This window comes from Rathayibacter sp. AY1F3 (assembly GCF_002931975.1).
In the GTDB taxonomy this organism is placed as follows: Bacteria; Actinomycetota; Actinomycetes; order Actinomycetales; family Microbacteriaceae; genus Rathayibacter.
In genome coordinates this window covers 19,613-37,569 of sequence record NZ_PSVF01000010.1, presented here as the reverse complement: position 1 = coordinate 37,569, position 17,957 = coordinate 19,613, and the positions used below count along the sequence as shown (strand labels likewise).

The window sequence follows — 17,957 nt, the reverse complement described above, 5'->3', positions numbered from 1 at the left end:
CCTCCGGAAGCGGGCCGCACTAGCAGTCGGAGCGCGCTCCGACCAAGCCGCCCGGCGCGATCCGGGCCCGCCGGTACACTCGTCCTGAGCGGAAGGAGGCTCGTTCGCATGGATGAGCGCAACGACGAACAGCCCGACACCGGCACCGGTCCCACGCCGCGGACCGCCATGGACGCGGCTCGGGAATCGGGTCAGTACTCCCCGCGAGCGAGCGACACCGCTCCGACCCTCCTGCCCGACGGCGTGCGGATCACCCCGCCCGGCCCGCGGCGCCGCTCCACCGCCCCTGCTCCGGTCGAGGACGAGGACGCGATCGACGTCGGCCGCCTCGGCCTGCCGCCCTCGCGCTCGCACGCTCTCGTGCCCCCGGAGCCGAGTCCTGCTCCGACCCCCTCACCGGCTCCCGCTCACCCGTCCGGCGCGAACGGACCGGTCTCGGCGGGGATCCCCGCCCGAGCGGAGTCCGCCGAGAAGCCCGCGGCGTCCGAGTCCGCGGGGGAGCCCGCCGCCGTCCCCACGCGCCGCGACCGCCTCCGCGCCGAGTCCTCGAGCGCCGCTCCCGCCCCGTCCGCGCCGAGCGCCGCCGTGCCCGAGTCGGCGTCGATGCTCACCCCGGACAGGCTCCTGGAGGTCAACCGCAAGACCCGTCCCGCTCCCACGGGCGGCTGGCACCGCTTCCTCTACGGCCTGACCTTCCACACGGTCAACCTCGGCGACTCCGCGAAGGTGAAGGCGTGGAAGGCGATGGACGAGCGGATCGGCCGGCAGTTCGAGGGCGGCACCCGCTTCGTCCCGGTCATGACCCGCAAGGGCGGCGTCGGCAAGACGACGGTCACGACGCTCCTGGGCATGGCCCTCGCCGATGCGCGCGAGGACCGCATCATCGCGGTCGACGCGAACCCCGACCGCGGCACCCTGGCCGAGCGCGTCCCCAAGCAGACGCGGGCGACCGTCCGCGATGTCGTGAACCGCGCGGCCGGCGTGACCGGATTCACCGAGTTCTCGACGATGGTCTCCCGCGACGAGACCCGGCTCGACGTCCTCGCCTCCGACACCGACCCGCAGCTCTCCGAGGCCTTCGACGAGGACGACTACAACGTGGTCGCCGATCTGGTCGAGCGCTTCTACTCGATCATGCTCACCGACTGCGGCACGGGCATCGTGCACTCGGTGATGCGGCCCACGCTGCAGCGCGCCGACACAGTGGTGATCGTCTCGGGCGGCAGCGTCGACGAGGCCCGCCTGGCCTCCGAGACCCTCACCTGGCTGGACGCGAACGGCTACGGCGCCCTGGTGCGCAACGCGGTCGTCGCGCTCAACACGGCGACGCAGGGCACGAGCCTGGTGAAGCTGGAGGAGATCGAGTCGCACTTCCGCTCCCGCGTCCGCGACATCGTCCGCATCCCCTACGACCCGGTGCTCGCCGCCGGCTCCGTGGTGAAGTGGGAGCAGCTGCGCGAGGGCACGAAGGACGCCGCACGCCTGCTCGCCGCGCTCGTGGTCGAGGGCATGCCGGTCCGACGTGTCTGAGCCCCGGGGCTCCGGGGCGGCGTCCGCCGCGCACCAGGACCGCACCGACGGGCCCGACGCGTCCACCGACGCCTTCGACCTGATCGTCGTCGGGGCCGGCTCCGGCAACTCGATCGTCGGTCCGGAGTTCGACGGCCTGCGGGTCGCGATCCTCGACGACGGCGAGTGGTTCGGCGGCACCTGCCTCAACGCCGGCTGCATCCCGACCAAGATGTTCGTCCATGTCGCCGACGTGGTCACCGACGTCGACCAGGGCGCCCCGATCGGCGTCCACTCCCGCCTCCGCCGCCCCGAGTGGGCCGAGGTGCGCGACCGGGTCTTCGGCCGGATCGACGCGATCAGCGAGGGCGGTTTCGAGTACCGCGATCAGCGCTCCCCGAACGTGACCGTCCTCCGCGAGAGCTTCGGCTTCGAGTCGCTCGGAGACGGCGACCGCCCGCACGTCCTCGTCAGCGCCAGCGGTGCCCGCATCAGTGCGCCGCAGGTGGTCGTGGCCGCCGGCTCGCGGCCCAGGCCGCTCCTCGCCGCGTACGAGCCCGACCCCCGCATCCAGGACTCCTCCTCCGTCATGCGGCTCGACGAGCTCCCCGAGCGGATGCTGATCCTCGGCGGCGGCGCGGTGGCCGTCGAGTTCGCCCACGTCTTCTCCTCCTTCGGCACCGCCGTGACCGTCGCCGTCCGCGGCGACCGCCTCCTCCGCGCCCTCGACGAGGACGTCTCGCGCCGGTTCACCGGGATCGCCGCCGAGCGGTACACGGTGCTCACCGGAGTGAGCGCCGAGAGCGTCGACGCCCGCCCTGACGGGCTCCGCGTCGCCCTCAGCGACGGCACGACGGTCGAGACCGACCTGCTGCTCGTCGCGCTCGGCCGCGACCCCAACAGCGACACGGTCGCCGCCGCCTCCGTCGGGATCGATCTGCACGAGGACGGCCGGATCAGCGTCGACACCGAGCAGCGCGTCCTCTCCGGCGGACGCCCCGTGCCCGGCCTCTTCGCCCTCGGCGACGTGTCGTCCCGCTGGCAGCTCAAGCACGTCGCCAACCACGAGGCGCGCCTCGTGGCGCACAACCTCCTGCACCCGGGCGAGCTGCTCTCCAACACCCTCTCGCCGGTGCCCGGCGCGATCTTCGCCCACCCGCAGATCGCCCACTTCGGGCTCACCGCGGCCGAAGCGCGGGACCAGGGCCTGGACGTCGTCACCGTCACCCAGGAGTACGGCTCCACCGCCTTCGGCTGGGCGCTCGAGGACGACTCCAGCGCCTGCCTCCTGGTCGTCGGACTCGACGGCACCCTCCTCGGCGCGCACATCATCGGACCGCAGGCCAGTATCCTCATTCAGCCGCTCGTCCAGGCCGCCAGCGCCGGCACCGGCATCCGCGGACTCGCCCGCAGCCAGTACTGGCCGCACCCCGCAGCGAGCGAAGTCGTCGAGAACGCCCTCCTGAGCGCGGAGGAGGCCCTGAGGGAGCGCACCACATGACCGAACGCCAGATCCGCATCTTCGGGGACCCGGTCCTGAAGACCCCGTCCACGACCATCGAGACGGTCGACGCCGGCGTCCGCGGCCTCGTCGAGGACCTCGTGGACAGCGTCCGCCCGCCCGGACGCGCCGGCGTCGCAGCCCCCCAGATCGGCGTCAACCTCCGCGCCTTCAGCTACAACGTCGACGGCGTCATCGGCTACATCCTCAACCCCGAGATCATCGAGCTCAGCGGAGACCCGCGACCGGTCGACGAGGGCTGCCTCTCCGTCCCGAACCTCTGGTACCCCGCGATCCGCTACCCGCACGCGAAGGTCCGCGGCACCGACCTCGACGGCAACGAGATCGTCCTCGAAGGCGACGGCCTCATGGCCCAGGCCCTCCAGCACGAATGCGACCACCTCGACGGACGCCTCTACCTCGACCGCCTCTCCCAGGACGACCGCCGCGCCGCCATGAAGGCCGTCCGGGAATCCGACTGGTTCTGAGTTCGATTCCGGGCCGGTCCCTGCCCGGCCCGGCGCGGTCGGCTCAGCGAGGTGGGGGCGTTCCGTGGAGCGTCGTGCGTTCCGCCGACGGTGAAGCGCTGGCACGCGCTTCACCGGATACGGCTGTGTCGGTGGGGAGCCGGTCCTTGCCCGGCTCCGCGCAGTCGGCCGCTCGAGGTGGGCGCGTTCCGTGGAGCGTCGTGCGTTCCGCCGACGGGAAAGCGCTGGGACGCGCTTTCCCGGATACGGCTGTGTTGGTGGGGAGCCGGTCCTTGCCCGGCTCCGCGCAGTCGGTCGCTCGAGGTGGGCGCGTTCCGTGGAGCGTCGTGCGTTCCGCCGACGGGAAAGCGCTGGGACGCGCTTTCCCGGATACGGCTGTGTTGGTGGGGAGCCGGTCCTTGCCCGGCTCCACGCAGTCGGCCGCTCGAGGTGGGCGCGTTCCATGGAGCGTCGTGCGTTCCGCCGACGGGAAAGCGCTGGGACGCGCTTTCCCGGATACGGCTGTGTTGGTGGGGAGCCGGTCCTTGCCCGGCTCGGCGCGGTCGGCTTGGCGAGGTGGGGGCGTTTCGTGGAGCGTCGTGCGTTCCGCCGACGGTGAAGCGCTGGCCTGCGCTTCACCAATTACGGCTGTGTTGAGGGGGAGCCGGTCCCTGCCCGGCCCGGCGCGGTCGGCACCGCGACAGGGGCGCGTCGAGGAGAGCGTCGGGCGTTCCGCCGACGGGATAGAGCTGGGCGCGCTTTCTCGGAGGCGGCTGCGATCGGGACGGCCTGCTGGTAACGGCGGGAGAGCGCGGGGTCAGCGGAGGGAGATGCCCTCGGTGGCGGGGGCGGCGGAGTAGACGGCGGCGATGGTGTCGGCGAAGTCGGCGAGGATGACGTTTCGCTTGATGCTCATCTTCGGAGTCAGGTGACCGCTCGCCTCCGTGAACTCGGTCGGGAGGATCACGAACTTCCGGATCGACTCTGCACGGGACACGCGCTCGTTCGCCGCATCGACGGCCCGCTGCACCTCGGCCAGAACGACCGGGTTCACGGCCGCGTCCTCGAGTGAGAGGCCCTTGTCCTGCCCGTTGTTCGCGAGCCACGTCGGCAGCATCTCGGAGTCGAGCGTGACCAGTGCGGCGATGAACGGGCGCTGGTCGCCGACGACGACGACCTGGCCGACCAGCGGGTTCGCGCGGATCGGATCCTCCAGCGCCGCCGGAGCGACGTTCTTGCCGCCGGCGGTGACGATGATCTCCTTCTTCCGCCCGGTGACGCGTAGGTACCCGTCCTCGTCCAGGGTCCCGAGGTCGCCCGTGCGGAACCACTCGCCGTCGAACGACTCGGCCGTCGCCGCCTCGTTGTTCCAGTAGCCGCCGAAGACGTCGATGCCGCGCACCTGGATCTCGCCGTCGCCCGCGATCCGGATCGAGACCCCGGGCATCGCCGGGCCCACCGAGCCGATCTTGAACCGCTCGGTGCGGTTGACGGTGGCGGGCGCCGTCGTCTCCGTGAGGCCGTAGCCCTCGAGGATCTTGATGCCGAGGCTGTGGAAGAAGTGCCCGAGCCGGTCTCCCAGCGGCGCCGAGCCGGACACGGCGAAGCGGACGTTCCCGCCCATGGCGGTGCGCAGCTTCGAGTAGACGAGCCGGTCGAAGAGGAGGAACTGCAGCTTCAGAGCGAGCGGCACCGAGCCCGCCTCGAGCGCCATCGAGTGGGCGACGGCGACGTCGGCCGCGCGGCGGAAGATCTTCCCCTTCCCCCCGGCTTCGGCCTTCTGCTCGGCGGAGTTGTAGACCTTCTCGAACACGCGCGGCACGGCCAGGAGGAACGTCGGCTTGAAGGACGCGAGCGAGGGGAGCAGCTGCCTGGTGTCGGCCTGGTGCCCCACCTTCACCCCGCCGTGCACGCAGAGGATCGCGATGAAGCGGGCGAACACGTGCGCGGTGGTGATGAACAGCAGCGTCGACGCGCCGGGCTGGTGGATCAGCTCCGTCAGGGCGACCGCCGAGTTGCGGCTGAGCTCGACGAAGTTCGAGTGCCGGATGATGCAGCCCTTGGGGCGGCCGGTGGAGCCGGAGGTGTAGATGATCGTCGCGATGTCGGTGCCGGTCGCCATCGAGCGGCGGCGCTCGATCTCGGCGTCCGGCACGTCGACGCCGCGCGCGACGAGCTTGTCCAGATCGCCCAGCCCGATCTGCCAGGCGAGTCGGACCTCGGGAAGGTCGGCGCGGATCTCGTCGAAGCGGGCGAAGTGCTCGGGGGTCTCGACGATCACGGCGTGCGCGCCGGAGTCGGCGAGGTTCCACTGCACCTGCGCGGGGGAGGAGGTCTCGTACACCGGGACGAGGACCCCGCCGGCGAACCAGACGGCGAAGTCGATCAGCGTCCACTCGTAGCGCGTCTTGCAGATCAGCCCGACCTTCTCGCCCGGCTCGAGGCCGGCGGCGACGAAGCCCTTCGCGAGGGCCGTGACCTGGTCGAGGAACTCCTGCGCCGTCACATCGCGCCAGCCGTCGCCGTCGGGCAGCGCGAAGAGCGGGCGATCGGGCGTCTCGCGGACGCGGTCCAGCAGGAGGGCGGTCGTGTTGGCCTGGGTATCGGCCGGAACCACCAGGGGGGAATCGAACTGGTCCACGGCAACTCCTTCGGTACCTGAATGAACGTCGTCTCCACCCTACCGGCGCGGCGCAAGCTGTGGATCCGTTCAGGGTAACGATCCAGGGGTGGCTCCGCGAGGAGGGCCGACACGCGTCGCCGGGTCTCGCCGCTGAGCCGCATCGGAGCGCTCGCGGTCACTACACTCGTCCTGGCCGCCGCTCAGGGCGGCCCGCCGACGCTGCCGCGCCGGTGGCGACGGGAAGGCGGTTCGCGTGCACGCGATCGGGATCGACATCGGCGGCACGAAGATCGCCGGAGCCCTGGTCGACGAGTTCGGGGGGATCCTCCGCGAGGACCGTCGGCCCACTCCCGCCGGGCACCCCGAGCTGATCGTCGACGTCGTGGTCGAGATGGTCGAGCATCTGCGCTCCGGCCTGCTCCCGGGAGACGTCTCCGCGGTCGGAGTCGCCGCCGCCGGCTTCATCGACGCCTCGCAGTCGATCGTCTACTACGCCCCGAACATCAACTGGCGCAACGAGCCCTTCCGCGAGAAGCTCTCGGCCCGCATCGACCTGCCGATCATCATCGAGAACGATGCGAACGCCGCCGGCTGGGCCGAGTTCCGCTACGGCTCGGGCCGCCTCGTCAGCGACATGCTGATGCTCACCATCGGAACCGGAGTGGGTGGCGCGATCGTCATCAACGACCGGCTCCTGCGCGGCGGCTTCGGCGCAGCGGCCGAGATCGGGCACATGCGCGTCGTCCCCGGAGGCCTGCCCTGCGGCTGCGGCGCCCGCGGCTGCATCGAGCAGTACGGCTCGGGCCGCGCGCTCCAGCGCTTCGCCGGCGAGCTGGCCGACGCGGGCGGGATCGGCCAGGGCATCGCCGACGCCCGCGCCCGCAACGGCGGCGAGCTGAACGGCCACCTCATCTCCGAGCTGATCACCGCCGGCGACCTCGGCGCCCTCGCGGCGCTGCGACAGCTCGGCCACTGGCTGGGCGAGGCGGCGGCCAGCCTGAGCGCCGTCCTCGACCCGCAGATGTTCGTCATCGGCGGCGGAGTGGCGCAGGCGGGCGACCTCCTGCTGGACCCCATCCGCCAGGCCTACCTCGACAACCTCCCCGCCCGGGGCTACCACCCCGAGCCCGAGTTCCGCATCGCGGAGCTCGTCAACGACGCCGGAGTCGTGGGGGCCGCCGACCTGGCGCGCCTGCACGCGAGCTCCCTCTAGCGGCACCCGCCGCACCCGATCCGCCGCACCGCCGAGGAGCCCGATGTTCTACTGGTTCATGAAGCACATCGTCGCGGGCCCGCTCCTGAAGACGATCTTCCGGCCGTGGGTGGTCGGCGCCGACAAGGTGCCGCAGAACGGCGGCGTGATCCTCGCGAGCAACCACCTCTCCTTCATCGACTCCGTGATCCTCCCGCTGGTGATCGAGCGGAACATGGTCTTCCTCGCCAAGAGCGACTACTTCACCGGCAAGGGCCTCAAGGGCTGGGCGACGCGGACGTTCTTCACCGCCACGGGGATGCTGCCCATCGACCGCTCCGGTGGCAAGGCGTCGGAGGCCTCGCTCAACACGGGACTCCGCGTCCTCGCGGGCGGCCACGCCCTGGGCATCTATCCCGAGGGCACGCGCAGCCCCGACGGCCGCATGTACCGCGGCCGCACCGGAGTCGCGCGCATGGTCCTCGAGGCCCGCGTGCCCGTCATCCCGGTCGCCATGATCGACACCGCGCGCATCATGCCCATCGGCAAGCGCCTGCCGAAGCTGGGCCGCATCGGCATCGTCTTCGGGGAGCCGCTCGACTTCAGCCGCTTCGAGGGCATGGAGGGCGACCGGTTCATCCTCCGCTCGATCACCGACGAGATCATGTACGAGCTCCTCGCCCTGAGCGGCCAGGAGTACCTCGACGTCTACGCGACCTCGGTCAAGGAGAAGCGCGCGGCCCTCACCCGCTGAGCGCCCGCTCGACGCCGGGGGCCCCTCCCGGCCGAGCGCCCTGCCAGGCGATAAGCTCGTCAACCGCTGCCGTCCGTCCGGACGGCGGCCCTCCGCGCGCCGCTGGCGCCCGTCAGAACCGGGAACACCCTCGTGGTCATCGATCCGAACGAACCGTACGTCCTCGCCGCCCCCTCCGTGGTCGCCGGCCTGGACTATTGGCGCGAGCTCGAGATCAAGCAGCAGCCGCAGTGGCCCGATGCGGAGGCCGTGCGAGCGGCGTCCGCCGAGGTGGCCGCGCTCCCTCCGCTGGTGTTCGCCGGCGAGGTGGACCAGCTGCGCGAGCGTCTCGGAGCCGCGGCCCGCGGCGAGGCGTTCCTCCTGCAGGGCGGCGACTGCGCCGAGACCTTCGCCGGAGCGACCGCCGAGCAGATCCGGAACCGCGTCAAGACCGTGCTGCAGATGGCCGTCGTCCTGACCTACGGCGCGAGCATGCCCGTCATCAAGATGGGCCGGATGGCCGGCCAGTTCGCGAAGCCGCGCTCGAGCGACCTCGAGACCCGCGGCGACGTGACCCTGCCCGCCTACCGCGGCGACATCGTCAACGGCTACGACTTCACCCCGGAGTCCCGCGCCGCGGACCCGCGCCGCATCGTGCAGGGCTACCACACCGCCGCCTCGACGCTGAACCTCATCCGCGCCTTCACGCAGGGCGGATTCGCCGACCTGCGCCTCGTCCACTACTGGAACAAGGGCTTCACCGAGAACCCGCAGAACCAGCGCTACGAGCAGCTGGCCCGCGAGATCGACCGCGCGGTCAAGTTCATGGTGGCGTGCGGGGCCGACTTCGAGGGCATGAAGCGCACCGAGTTCTACACCGGCCACGAGGGCCTGCTGATGGACTACGAGCGCCCCATGACGCGCATCGACTCGCGGACCGGCACGCCGTACAACACCTCCAGCCACTTCATCTGGATCGGCGAGCGCACCCGCGAGCTCGACGGCGCGCACGTCGACTTCCTGTCGCGGGTGCGCAACCCGATCGGCGTGAAGCTCGGCCCGTCGACCACGCCCGAGACGATGCTCGAGCTGATCGACAAGCTCGACCCCGAGCGGGAGCCCGGTCGCCTCACCTTCATCACCCGCATGGGTGCCGGGAGGATCCGCGACGCCCTCCCGCCGCTGCTCGAGGCCGTCAAGCGGAGCGACGCCCTGCCGCTGTGGGTGACCGATCCGATGCACGGCAACGGGCTGACGACGCCGACCGGCTACAAGACCCGTCGCTTCGACGACGTGGTCGACGAGGTCAAGGGCTTCTTCGAGGCGCACCGCGCCGCGGGGACGCACCCGGGCGGCATCCACGTCGAGCTCACGGGCGACGACGTCACCGAGTGCCTCGGCGGCTCGGAGCACATCGACGAGGCGACGCTCGCCACGCGGTACGAGTCGGTCTGCGACCCGCGCCTCAACCACATGCAGTCGCTCGAGCTCGCGTTCCTCGTGGCGGAGGAGCTCCGGGGCCGCGCGATCTGATCCGACCCCGACCGCCGGTCGAGTCCTCGTTGAGGGCTCGACCGGCGGCGTCAGGTCGTGATGGTGATCGACAGCTGGATCGTCGTGCCGCGCTGCACGAGATCGCCGGCCTTGTTGGACTGGTTCGTGACCTTGGTCAGCTCGTTCGGCGCCGCGTCGATCAGCGGGCCGAGCGTCGTCAGGGAGTAGCTCCACGACAGGTCCGCCGCCTCGAGGGCCGCCTTCGCCTCGTCGCGGTTCATCCCCACGACGTTCGGCACGGCGACGGGCTCGGGCCCCTTCGACACGACGACCGAGACGGTGTCGCCGGTCACGGCGGGCGCCTCCGGGTTCGCCTGCGTGAGGACGACGCCCGCGGCCACGGTGTCGCTCCAGTCCTCGCCGCTGCGGTCGAGGGCGAGACCGGCCGCCTCCGCCTTCGCCGTCGCGTCGTCGATCGAGAGGCCGACGACGTTCGGGATCGGTCCGAGGCTCACCACCATCGCGATGGTGCTGGTCTCGGACATCGTCTCGGGCAGCGCCGATCCGTCAGGCAGCGAGGCGGAGACGACCACACCCGCATCGACGTCGGCGTCGAAGATCTTCGAGACGTCGCCGACGGTGAAGGAGCCGCCCGTCACCGCGGCGGCAGCGTCGGCCTCCGAGAGGCCGGCGAGCGACGGGACCGGCAGCTGGCGCGGCCCGCTCGAGACGGTCAGCGTGATGACGGAGCCCTTGTGCACCCCCTGCCCGCCGGGCGGATCGGAGCTCACCACCGTCCCTGCGGGCACGGTGAGGTCGGGCGTCTCCTGCGGCTGCACCTCGAAGCCCTGCGCCTGCAGCTGGGCCGTCGCGTCCTGCTGCGACTGGCTGACGACGTCCGGGATCGACACGATCGCGCCGGGTCCCTCGCCGAACCACCAGGCCGTCCCGCCGCCGATGAGCGCCAGGAGGAGGACGACCACCGTGAGCAGGACGCCGCGGCGCCGTCGGACGCGGCGCCTGCTCGCGAGCCGGGCGACGGTGTCGTCGTCCTCGTCGACCACGAGCACCGCTCCGGGGGCCGGCGCCGGGTCGAAGACCGAGGTCTGCCCGGGCTCCGCCGTATCGAAGACGGCCGTCGCGGGCGCCGGATCGGCGACGGGCGCCGGGAGCGGGGTGACCGCCTGCGTGTCGCCGCGGCGGTCGCTCGGAGTGATGCCCATGAGCCGCTCGGCCTCGAGCAGCTGCGCGAGCATGACACCGGCGTCGCGGGGCCGCATGTCCGGGTCGCGCTCGGTCGCCCAGAGGACGAGCTCGTCGAGCGAGGTGGGGACGGAGGCGACCGTCGCGCTGGGGTACGGGACGGAGTCGTTCGCGTGCTGGTACGCGATCTGCATCGGCTGCTCGCCCGTGAAGGGCTGCTCTCCGGTGAGCATCTCGTAGATCATGATCCCGATGGCGTAGATGTCGCTGCGGGTGTCGGCGGTGCCCCGCGTGACCAGCTCGGGGGAGAGGTAGGCGATCGTGCCGAGGAGGGCCTGACCGGAGGCGGTGTTGGCGGAGGCGGCGCGCGCGAGGCCGAAGTCGCCGATCTTGATCCGGCCGTCGTCGGCGAGGAGCACGTTCTCGGGCTTGAGGTCGCGGTGGAGGATCCCGGCGCGGTGCGCGGCGGCGAGACCCGAGAGCACGGAGTGCATGATGTCGACGACCTGCTGGGCGGTCAGCCGGCCGCGCTCCTTGAGCAGGTCGCGCAGGGTGATCCCGGGGAGGTACTCCATCACCAGGTAGGCCATGTCCGAGTCCTGGCCCTGGTCGAAGACGCTGACCACGTTCGGGTGGGCGAGACGGGCGGCGGAGCGCGCCTCCTGGACGAAGCGGTTCTTGAACGTCGCGTCGTCGGAGAGGTGGCCGTGCATGACCTTCATCGCCACGCGGCGCTCGAGGCGCTGATCGTGCGCGAGGTAGACCGTCGCCATGCCGCCGCGGGCGATCCTCGAGCGCACCTCGTACCGGCCGTCGACGAGACGGCCGAGGAGAGGGTCGAGCTGGCTGGTGGTCACGCGACGAGTCTAGGCAAGACGCCCGGGGGAACCGGTGAGCGACGCCCGGGCGGCGCAGGACGGGCCCGACTCCTTCTCCGGGGCGCCCGCAGTTGGCGGCCCTCCGGGCTCGTGGCAGTCTTGACGCGTGACCGACTCGTCCGCTTCCCCCGCCACCTCGACCGATTCCGAGCTCGAGTGGCTGACCGTCCCCGACCTCGTGGAGCTGACCGGGCTCGGCGCCGGCCGGGTCCGCCGCCTCCTCGAGGAGCGCCACCTGCTCGGCACCCGCCGCGACGGCGTGCTGAAGGTCCCCGCCCTCTTCCTCCGCGACGGGGAGCCGATGAGCGAGATCCGCGGCACCGCGATCCTGCTCGCCGACTCCGGCTTCACCGACGACGAGGCGGTCGACTGGATGCTGACGGTCGAGGAGAGCCTGGGCACGAGCCCGATCGTCGCCCTCCGCGCCGGCCGCAAGGCCGAGGTCCGGCGGGTCGCCCAGGCCCTGGCCTGATCCCGCCGGTCCGCTCCTAGGAGGTGCGGACCGTGACCTGGGCGGCCAGCTCGCGCAGCTCCGCCACGCCCTCCGTGCGGAGCGGCGCGTCGGGGAGGACCGCGATCGCCGCGGCCACCTCCTGGTCGATGCGCTCCTCGAGCCGCTCGAGGGCGCCGCTGCCCGCGATGATCTCCTGCGCCCGCGCGATGGACGCCGCGTCGGCGTCGTTCCGGCCCACGACCGCGTCGAGCTCGGCCCGCTCGCCCGGCGAGCACGCGCCGCGGGCGAGGCCGAGCAGCACAGTGCGCTTGCCCTCCCGCAGATCGTCGCCGGCCGGCTTGCCCGTCACCGCCGGGTCGCCGAAGACTCCGAGGACGTCGTCGCGCAGCTGGAAGGCGATCCCGACCGGGAGCCCGAAGCGGCGCAGGGCGTCCAGCTGAGCGTCGTCGCCGCCGGCGAGGGAGCCGCCGATCACCAGCGGCGCCTCGATGCTGTACTTCGCGCTCTTGTAGACCACCACCCGCTCCGCCCGCTGCAGGTGCTCGTGCTCGGGGTGCTGCACCCACGCGCTCTCCTCGAGGATGTCGAGGTACTGGCCCAGCGTGACCTCGGTGCGCATCAGGTTGAACTCCGCGCGCGCGCGCTCGGCTGCGACTCGATCCCCGAGCGACCACTCCGCCGCGGCGAAGATCTCGTCCGACCAGACCAGGAGGAGGTCGCCGAGGAGGATCGCGGAGGAGCGGCCGAACTCGTCGCGGTCGCCGGTCCAGCCGCCGTCGGCGTGGAAGGAGGAGAAGCGCCGGTGGGCCGCGGGAGCGCCGCGGCGGGTGTCGGAGTTGTCGATCACGTCGTCGTGGACGAGGGCGGCGGCGTGGAACAGCTCCAGCCCGGCGCCCACCCTCGCGATCGGATCGGAGCCGCTCGGATGGGCCTCGCTCGAGGTGCTCGACACCGCGTTCCAGCCCGCCTCGCAGAAGCGCGCGCGGAACCGCTTGCCCCCGCTGAGAAAGTCCCGCGAAAGGTCGCCGAGGGCGGAGACGTCCTCTCCTATGGAGCGCAGAATTGGCGTGCGCCCGGTGAGGAATTCATCGATTCGGAGCTGGACGCGATCGACCAGTCGAGAGCTGTGGTTCACCCGACCAGCCTATGCACCGAAGGTGCCTGGTGCCTGCGTCGGGCTCGGTCTACACTGAAGCGCCGCCCGACCGGTCGAGCCCAGACGCCGCCTATTCCGGTGCCGATCCCCGAAAGGGTCGACGCCGCACCCTGAAGGGGTCACGATGCCGCTTTCGGAACACGAGCAACGGCTCCTCGATGAGATGGAGCGGAACCTCTACCAGAACGACGCCGATTTCGTGGCGGCGGTCGGCAAGGGACGCGGCGGCACCAACTACCGGGCCCTCGTGCTCGGCATCCTCCTCGGCATCCTCGGTCTCGCCGTGCTCGTCGCGGGAGTGGTCGTGCGCCAGCCCCTCGTCGGCATCCTCGGGTTCGCCTTCATGCTCGGCGGCGTGATCGTGGCCATGCGCCCGGCCGCCGGCGGCTCCTCCGAGCCCGGCCTGCCCGACGTCGGCCGTCCGTCGAAGCCCCGCTCGGGCAACCGCCAGGGGTCCGGCTTCATGGACCGTCTGAACGACAGGTGGGACAACCGCGGAGACGGGCGCGGCTAGCCTCCCCTCCGCTCCACCACAGGGTCGATCCTCACGGATCGGCCCTTTTTTCGTGCCCGCGGCCTCCCTCCCGCGGCCTTCCCCCTCCACTTCGCCCCACTGTCGCGATTCCGCGGAAACACGCGGATGACCGGGGCCTCTCCGGCGCGCCCCGCGCCGCGCCGGGGTTGTGAGTGGGGGGAAGTGGAGTACTGTGGAGGACACACCATCCTTGGCCGGAAGAAGTGGGGGGCAGTCCGTGTTCCTCGGCACCTATTCCCCCAAGCTCGACGAGAAGGGCCGCGTGATCCTCCCCGCCAAGTTCCGCGACGAGCTCTCCTCCGGAGTCGTCGTCACGCGCGGCCAGGAGCGGTGCCTGTACGTGTTCAGCCAGGCCGAGTTCGAGGTGATGCACGAGAAGATCCGGCAGGCGCCGGTGACCAGCAAGCAGGCGCGGGACTTCCTCCGGGTGTTCCTCTCGGGCGCGAGCGCCGAGACGCCGGACAAGCAGAACCGCGTGACCCTCCCGGCTCCGCTGCGTGCGTACGCGGGCCTCGACCGCGACCTCACCGTCATCGGAGCGGGCAACCGCGCCGAGATCTGGGCGCAGGGCGCCTGGGAGACCTACCTGCAGGAGCAGGAGTCCGTGTTCTCCGACACCCAGGAGGAGGTGATCCCCGGCCTGTTCTAGGTCCTGTCGCGCGACTCCCAGCCACTCGGCGCCCGGACGCACCTTCCCCGGTGTCCGGACGCGAGGTGGATGGGGATCGGACGACAGGAACGGGAACGGCGGGACCGCCATGGCAGAGAACACTCCGAAGGACGCTCCGCGCCCGACCGAGGAGCGGCACCTCCCGGTGCTGCTCGAGCGCTGCGTCGAGCTCCTCGCTCCGGCGCTGGAGCGCGACGGGGCGGTCGTCGTCGACGCGACGCTCGGCATGGGCGGGCACTCGCTCGCGCTGCTCGAGCGCTTCCCCGGCCTGCACCTCGTGGGCCTGGACCGCGACCCCGAGGCGCTGCAGCTCGCGGGGGAGCGGCTCTCCGCCCACGCCTCCCGGATCGACCTCGTGCACGCCGTCTACGACGAGCTGCCCGACGTGCTCGACGAGCTGGGCATCGACACGATCGACGGTGCGCTCTTCGACCTCGGCGTCTCCTCGCTCCAGCTCGACGAGACCGAGCGCGGGTTCTCCTACTCCAAGGACGCGCCGCTGGACATGCGGATGGACTCGACCGCCCCGCTCACGGCGGCGAGCATCCTCGCCGAGTACGACGAGACCGCCCTGCGCCGCATCTTCCACGAGTACGGCGAGGAGCGCCTCGCCGCGCGCTACGCCAAGAAGATCGTGGAGGCCCGCCGCGACGCCCCGCTGGAGCGCTCCGGCCGTCTCGTCGAGATCATCCAGGCGGCGACCCCGGTCGCGATCCAGCGGAACGGCCACCCCGCCAAGCGCGTTTTCCAGGCGCTGCGGATCGAGGTCAACCAGGAGCTGTCCGTCCTCGAGCGGGCGATCCCCGCCGCGCTGGGCCGGATCAACGAGGGCGGGCGGATCGTCGTCGAGGCGTACCAGTCGCTCGAGGACCGGATCGTCAAGCGCGCGCTCCAGGCCGCGTCCTCCTCCACCGCCCCGGCCGGCCTCCCGATGGAGCTGCCGGAGCATCGACCCGAGTTCCGACTCGTCATCCGCGGAGCCGAGCTCGCCTCCGACGACGAGAAGGCCCGCAACCCCCGAGCGACACCCGTGCGTCTGCGCGCGGCCGAGAGGATCAGGAGCACCGCATGAGCGCCACCGCCGTCATCGACCCCGCCGTCATCGACACCGCCCGCCGAGCACGCCCCGAGGAGGAGGCGCCCCGCCCCCGCATCGAGGCCGTCCCGGCCGGTCAGGCGCAGTCGCGCCCGAAGCTCGTCTACGGGATCGTCGCCGTCGCCGGCCTCTTCGCGATCATCGTCGTCCAGCTCCTGGTGAGCGTCGGCCTCTCGCAGGGGGCCTACCAGATCTCGGCGCTGCAGACCGAGCAGAAGTCGCTCACCCGCAGCAACGCGGAGAAGCAGGACGCCGTCGACACGCTGAGCTCGCCGCAGAACCTCGCCACCGCCGCACAGGGCCTGGGCATGGTCGCCAACACCGCGCCGGTCTACCTCCGCCTCTCGGACGGCGCCGTGCTGGGCGACCCCTCCTCCGCCGCGTCGAGCGAAGTCGCAGGCACCGCCTCCGCGCCGCTCGTGCCCAACGCCCTCGTCCCGGCTCTCCAGCCCGGCGCGAGCGCGTCCTCCCCGGCTGTCGACGGCGCGGCCGTACCGTTGCAGGGCGAGCTGCCCGCGCCCATCACGCACTGACTCACGGCGTCGCGGTCCGCCTCCACGCGGGCACCCGCCCCGCGGGGCGCACGACGACCATCCGGACCCGACGAACGGCGGCCCGCCCGCCCGGAGCAAGAAGGACACCGCCGCAGTGAGACACCACCGCTCGAGCAGACGCCGCACGGCCGTCACGTTCGTCATCATCGTCGCCGTCGTCGGACTCTTCATCGGCAAGCTGGTGGACATCCAGATCGTGCGGGCGAACGAGCTCACCGATGCGGCCGCCCAGAACCAGTCGAACAGCGTCGTCACCTACGGTCAGCGCGGCCCCATCGTGGACCGCTCCGGCACGGTGCTCGCGGACACCACCACGCGCTACCGGCTGACGACCTCGCCGAAGAACGTGGCCGAGTTCCCGCGCGAGCTGGGCGAGGACCAGAAGGTCATGGTCAGCGTGCAGCAGGCCGCCTCCGAGATCGGCGCGATCACCGGGCAGTCGGTCGAGCAGATCACCGGAGCGGTGGACGCCGCGCTCGCGAAGGACGCGAAGGCCAACTACCTGATCCTCTCGGAGGGGCTCGACCTCGAGGCCTACCAGAAGCTCGTCGCGCTCGACATCCCGTGGACCTACTTCGAGACCCAGCAGGGACGCAGCTACCCCAACGGCGCGGTGGCCGGCAACCTCGTCGGCTACGTCGGGGCGGACGGAGCGGCCCAGGAGGGCATGGAGTACGCGGAGAACACCTGCCTCGCGGGGCAGAACGGGTCCGAGAGCTACGAGCGCAGCGCCGACTACGTCCGGATCCCGGGCAGCACCGTCTCGGAGACTCCGGCCGTCGACGGCGGGACGCTGAAGCTCACCATCGACTCCGACCTCCAGTACTACTCCCAGCAGGTCCTCTCGCAGCGCGTCGCCGAGGTCGGCGGCAGCTACGGGATCGTCGTGGTGCAGGAGGTCAAGACCGGCAAGCTGCTCGCCGTGGCCGAGACGCCGACCGTCGACCCCAACAACGTCGAGGCGAGCGCCTCCGCCGACCGCAGCTCGCGCGCCTTCCGCGCGCCGTTCGAGCCGGGCTCGACCTTCAAGCCGATGACGGCCGCGATGCTGATCGACCAGGGCCAGGCGGGCCCGACGACCCAGGTCGTCGTCCCGGACTCCTTCGAGAAGGACGGCGCCTCGTTCAGCGACGACTTCGCGCACACCCCGACGAACTACACGCTGACCGGCATCCTCAAGGACTCGTCGAACGTCGGCATCTCGATGCTCGGCTCCCGCCTGTCGGCCCAGACCCGCTACGACTACCTGCAGAAGTTCGGTCTCGGCACGCCCACCACGAGCGGCTTCCCCGGCGAGGAGGGCGGCCTGCTCGCCGACTACCAGGACTGGGACAACCAGACGAACTACACGACGATGTTCGGCCAGGGCGTCTCGGCGACCGCGGTGCAGGTCGCGAGCATCTACCAGACGCTCGGCAACGGCGGAGTGCGGCTCCCGTCGCAGCTGATCGACGGCTGCACCACGGCCGACGGCTCCGTCGTGGACGTCCCCGATGCGACGGGCACCCAGGTGGTGTCGAGCTCGGCCGCGAAGCAGGTCGTCGACATGCTGCAGACCCACTACAACGAGGGCTGGCTGGCGAACGACATCCACGTCGACGGCTACAACATCGCCACCAAGACCGGTACCGCGCAGCAGCCCGACGGGAAGGGCGGCTACTCGAAGAGCTACACCGTCTCGCTCGCCGGGCTTGCGCCGGCGGAGGACCCGGAGTACGTCGTGACGGTCACCATCGCCGATCCGGTTAAGATGAACACGTCCCAGGCGACGGCTCCCGTCTTCCAGCAGGTCATGACCCAGGTGCTCAAGACCAACCGGGTGGAGCCGTCCACGGTGCCGCCCGTCGAGTACCCGACGACGTGGTGAGCCCCGCCGGGACCACGATCCACGC

15 protein-coding genes are annotated in these 17,957 nt (G+C 71.6%); 12 read left to right on the top strand and 3 right to left on the bottom strand.

Annotated features, from left to right (window positions below; genetic code table 11):
- Window positions 1-108 precede the first annotated feature (108 nt).
- From C5C39_RS07900 to def, 3 genes are read left to right on the top strand one after another with little or no spacing between them, the layout of a single operon-like run.
- A complete protein-coding gene (locus tag C5C39_RS07900; RefSeq protein WP_258059940.1) occupies window positions 109-1,530 on the top strand; it encodes a MinD/ParA family protein in 1,422 nt (473 codons plus the stop codon).
- Window positions 1,523-3,010, top strand: coding sequence for a mycothione reductase (locus C5C39_RS07895; RefSeq protein ID WP_104353081.1), 1,488 nt, complete (start codon window positions 1,523-1,525; stop codon window positions 3,008-3,010). The genes C5C39_RS07900 and C5C39_RS07895 overlap by 8 nt, the downstream gene beginning before the upstream one ends.
- On the top strand, window positions 3,007-3,498 hold the full coding sequence (def, locus tag C5C39_RS07890; RefSeq protein WP_104225378.1) for a peptide deformylase: 492 nt from the start codon (window positions 3,007-3,009) through the stop codon (window positions 3,496-3,498). Before C5C39_RS07895 ends, def begins: the two co-directional genes overlap by 4 nt.
- A 796-nt stretch (window positions 3,499-4,294) precedes the next feature.
- Here def and C5C39_RS07885 read toward each other — a convergent pair.
- Complete coding sequence (locus C5C39_RS07885; RefSeq protein WP_104353080.1) at window positions 4,295-6,118, bottom strand: long-chain fatty acid--CoA ligase; 1,824 nt, start codon at window positions 6,116-6,118, stop codon at window positions 4,295-4,297.
- Window positions 6,119-6,353: 235 nt separating this feature from the next.
- On the opposite strand from C5C39_RS07885, the gene C5C39_RS07880 reads away from it, so the two are divergent.
- The 3 genes from C5C39_RS07880 (at window position 6,354) to C5C39_RS07870 (ending at window position 9,558) form a co-directional block, all read left to right on the top strand.
- Window positions 6,354-7,313 (top strand): ROK family glucokinase, encoded by a 960-nt coding sequence (locus C5C39_RS07880; RefSeq protein WP_104222580.1) that lies wholly within the window; start codon window positions 6,354-6,356, stop codon window positions 7,311-7,313.
- A gap of 43 nt (window positions 7,314-7,356) precedes the next feature.
- A complete protein-coding gene (locus tag C5C39_RS07875) occupies window positions 7,357-8,046 on the top strand; it encodes a 1-acyl-sn-glycerol-3-phosphate acyltransferase (RefSeq protein ID WP_104222581.1) in 690 nt (229 codons plus the stop codon).
- A 177-nt stretch (window positions 8,047-8,223) separates the two neighbouring features.
- Window positions 8,224-9,558, top strand: coding sequence for a class II 3-deoxy-7-phosphoheptulonate synthase (locus tag C5C39_RS07870; RefSeq protein ID WP_104222617.1), 1,335 nt, complete (start codon window positions 8,224-8,226; stop codon window positions 9,556-9,558).
- Between the two features lie 50 nt (window positions 9,559-9,608).
- Here C5C39_RS07870 and pknB read toward each other — a convergent pair whose 3' ends face one another.
- Window positions 9,609-11,579 (bottom strand): Stk1 family PASTA domain-containing Ser/Thr kinase, encoded by a 1,971-nt coding sequence (pknB, locus tag C5C39_RS07865; RefSeq protein ID WP_104222582.1) that lies wholly within the window; start codon window positions 11,577-11,579, stop codon window positions 9,609-9,611.
- A gap of 127 nt (window positions 11,580-11,706) precedes the next feature.
- Here pknB and C5C39_RS07860 point away from each other — a divergent pair, with 127 nt between their 5' ends.
- Complete coding sequence (locus tag C5C39_RS07860; protein ID WP_104222583.1) at window positions 11,707-12,072, top strand: Rv2175c family DNA-binding protein; 366 nt, start codon at window positions 11,707-11,709, stop codon at window positions 12,070-12,072.
- A gap of 16 nt (window positions 12,073-12,088) precedes the next feature.
- Here the strand turns inward: C5C39_RS07860 and C5C39_RS07855 are convergent, their stop codons facing one another.
- Window positions 12,089-13,189 carry a polyprenyl synthetase family protein gene (locus C5C39_RS07855; RefSeq protein ID WP_104238695.1) on the bottom strand — a complete coding sequence of 367 codons (1,101 nt, stop codon included), beginning with the start codon at window positions 13,187-13,189 and terminating at the stop codon, window positions 12,089-12,091.
- Between the two features lie 145 nt (window positions 13,190-13,334).
- Here C5C39_RS07855 and C5C39_RS07850 point away from each other — a divergent pair, with 145 nt between their 5' ends.
- From C5C39_RS07850 to C5C39_RS07830, 5 genes are all read left to right on the top strand, one after another.
- Entirely contained in the window at window positions 13,335-13,724 is a 390-nt protein-coding gene (locus C5C39_RS07850; protein ID WP_104233350.1) for a DUF3040 domain-containing protein, read from the top strand.
- Between the two features lie 238 nt (window positions 13,725-13,962).
- A complete protein-coding gene (gene mraZ / locus C5C39_RS07845) occupies window positions 13,963-14,394 on the top strand; it encodes a division/cell wall cluster transcriptional repressor MraZ (RefSeq protein WP_104222586.1) in 432 nt (143 codons plus the stop codon).
- Between the two features lie 109 nt (window positions 14,395-14,503).
- A complete protein-coding gene (gene rsmH, locus C5C39_RS07840) occupies window positions 14,504-15,487 on the top strand; it encodes a 16S rRNA (cytosine(1402)-N(4))-methyltransferase RsmH (RefSeq protein ID WP_104328915.1) in 984 nt (327 codons plus the stop codon).
- On the top strand, window positions 15,484-16,044 hold the full coding sequence (locus C5C39_RS07835; protein WP_104222588.1) for a hypothetical protein: 561 nt from the start codon (window positions 15,484-15,486) through the stop codon (window positions 16,042-16,044). Before rsmH ends, C5C39_RS07835 begins: the two co-directional genes overlap by 4 nt.
- Window positions 16,045-16,159: 115 nt before the next feature.
- Window positions 16,160-17,932, top strand: a complete 1,773-nt coding sequence (locus C5C39_RS07830; RefSeq protein WP_244229623.1) for a penicillin-binding protein 2 — start codon at window positions 16,160-16,162, stop codon at window positions 17,930-17,932.
- The last annotated feature ends 25 nt before the right edge of the window (window positions 17,933-17,957 follow it).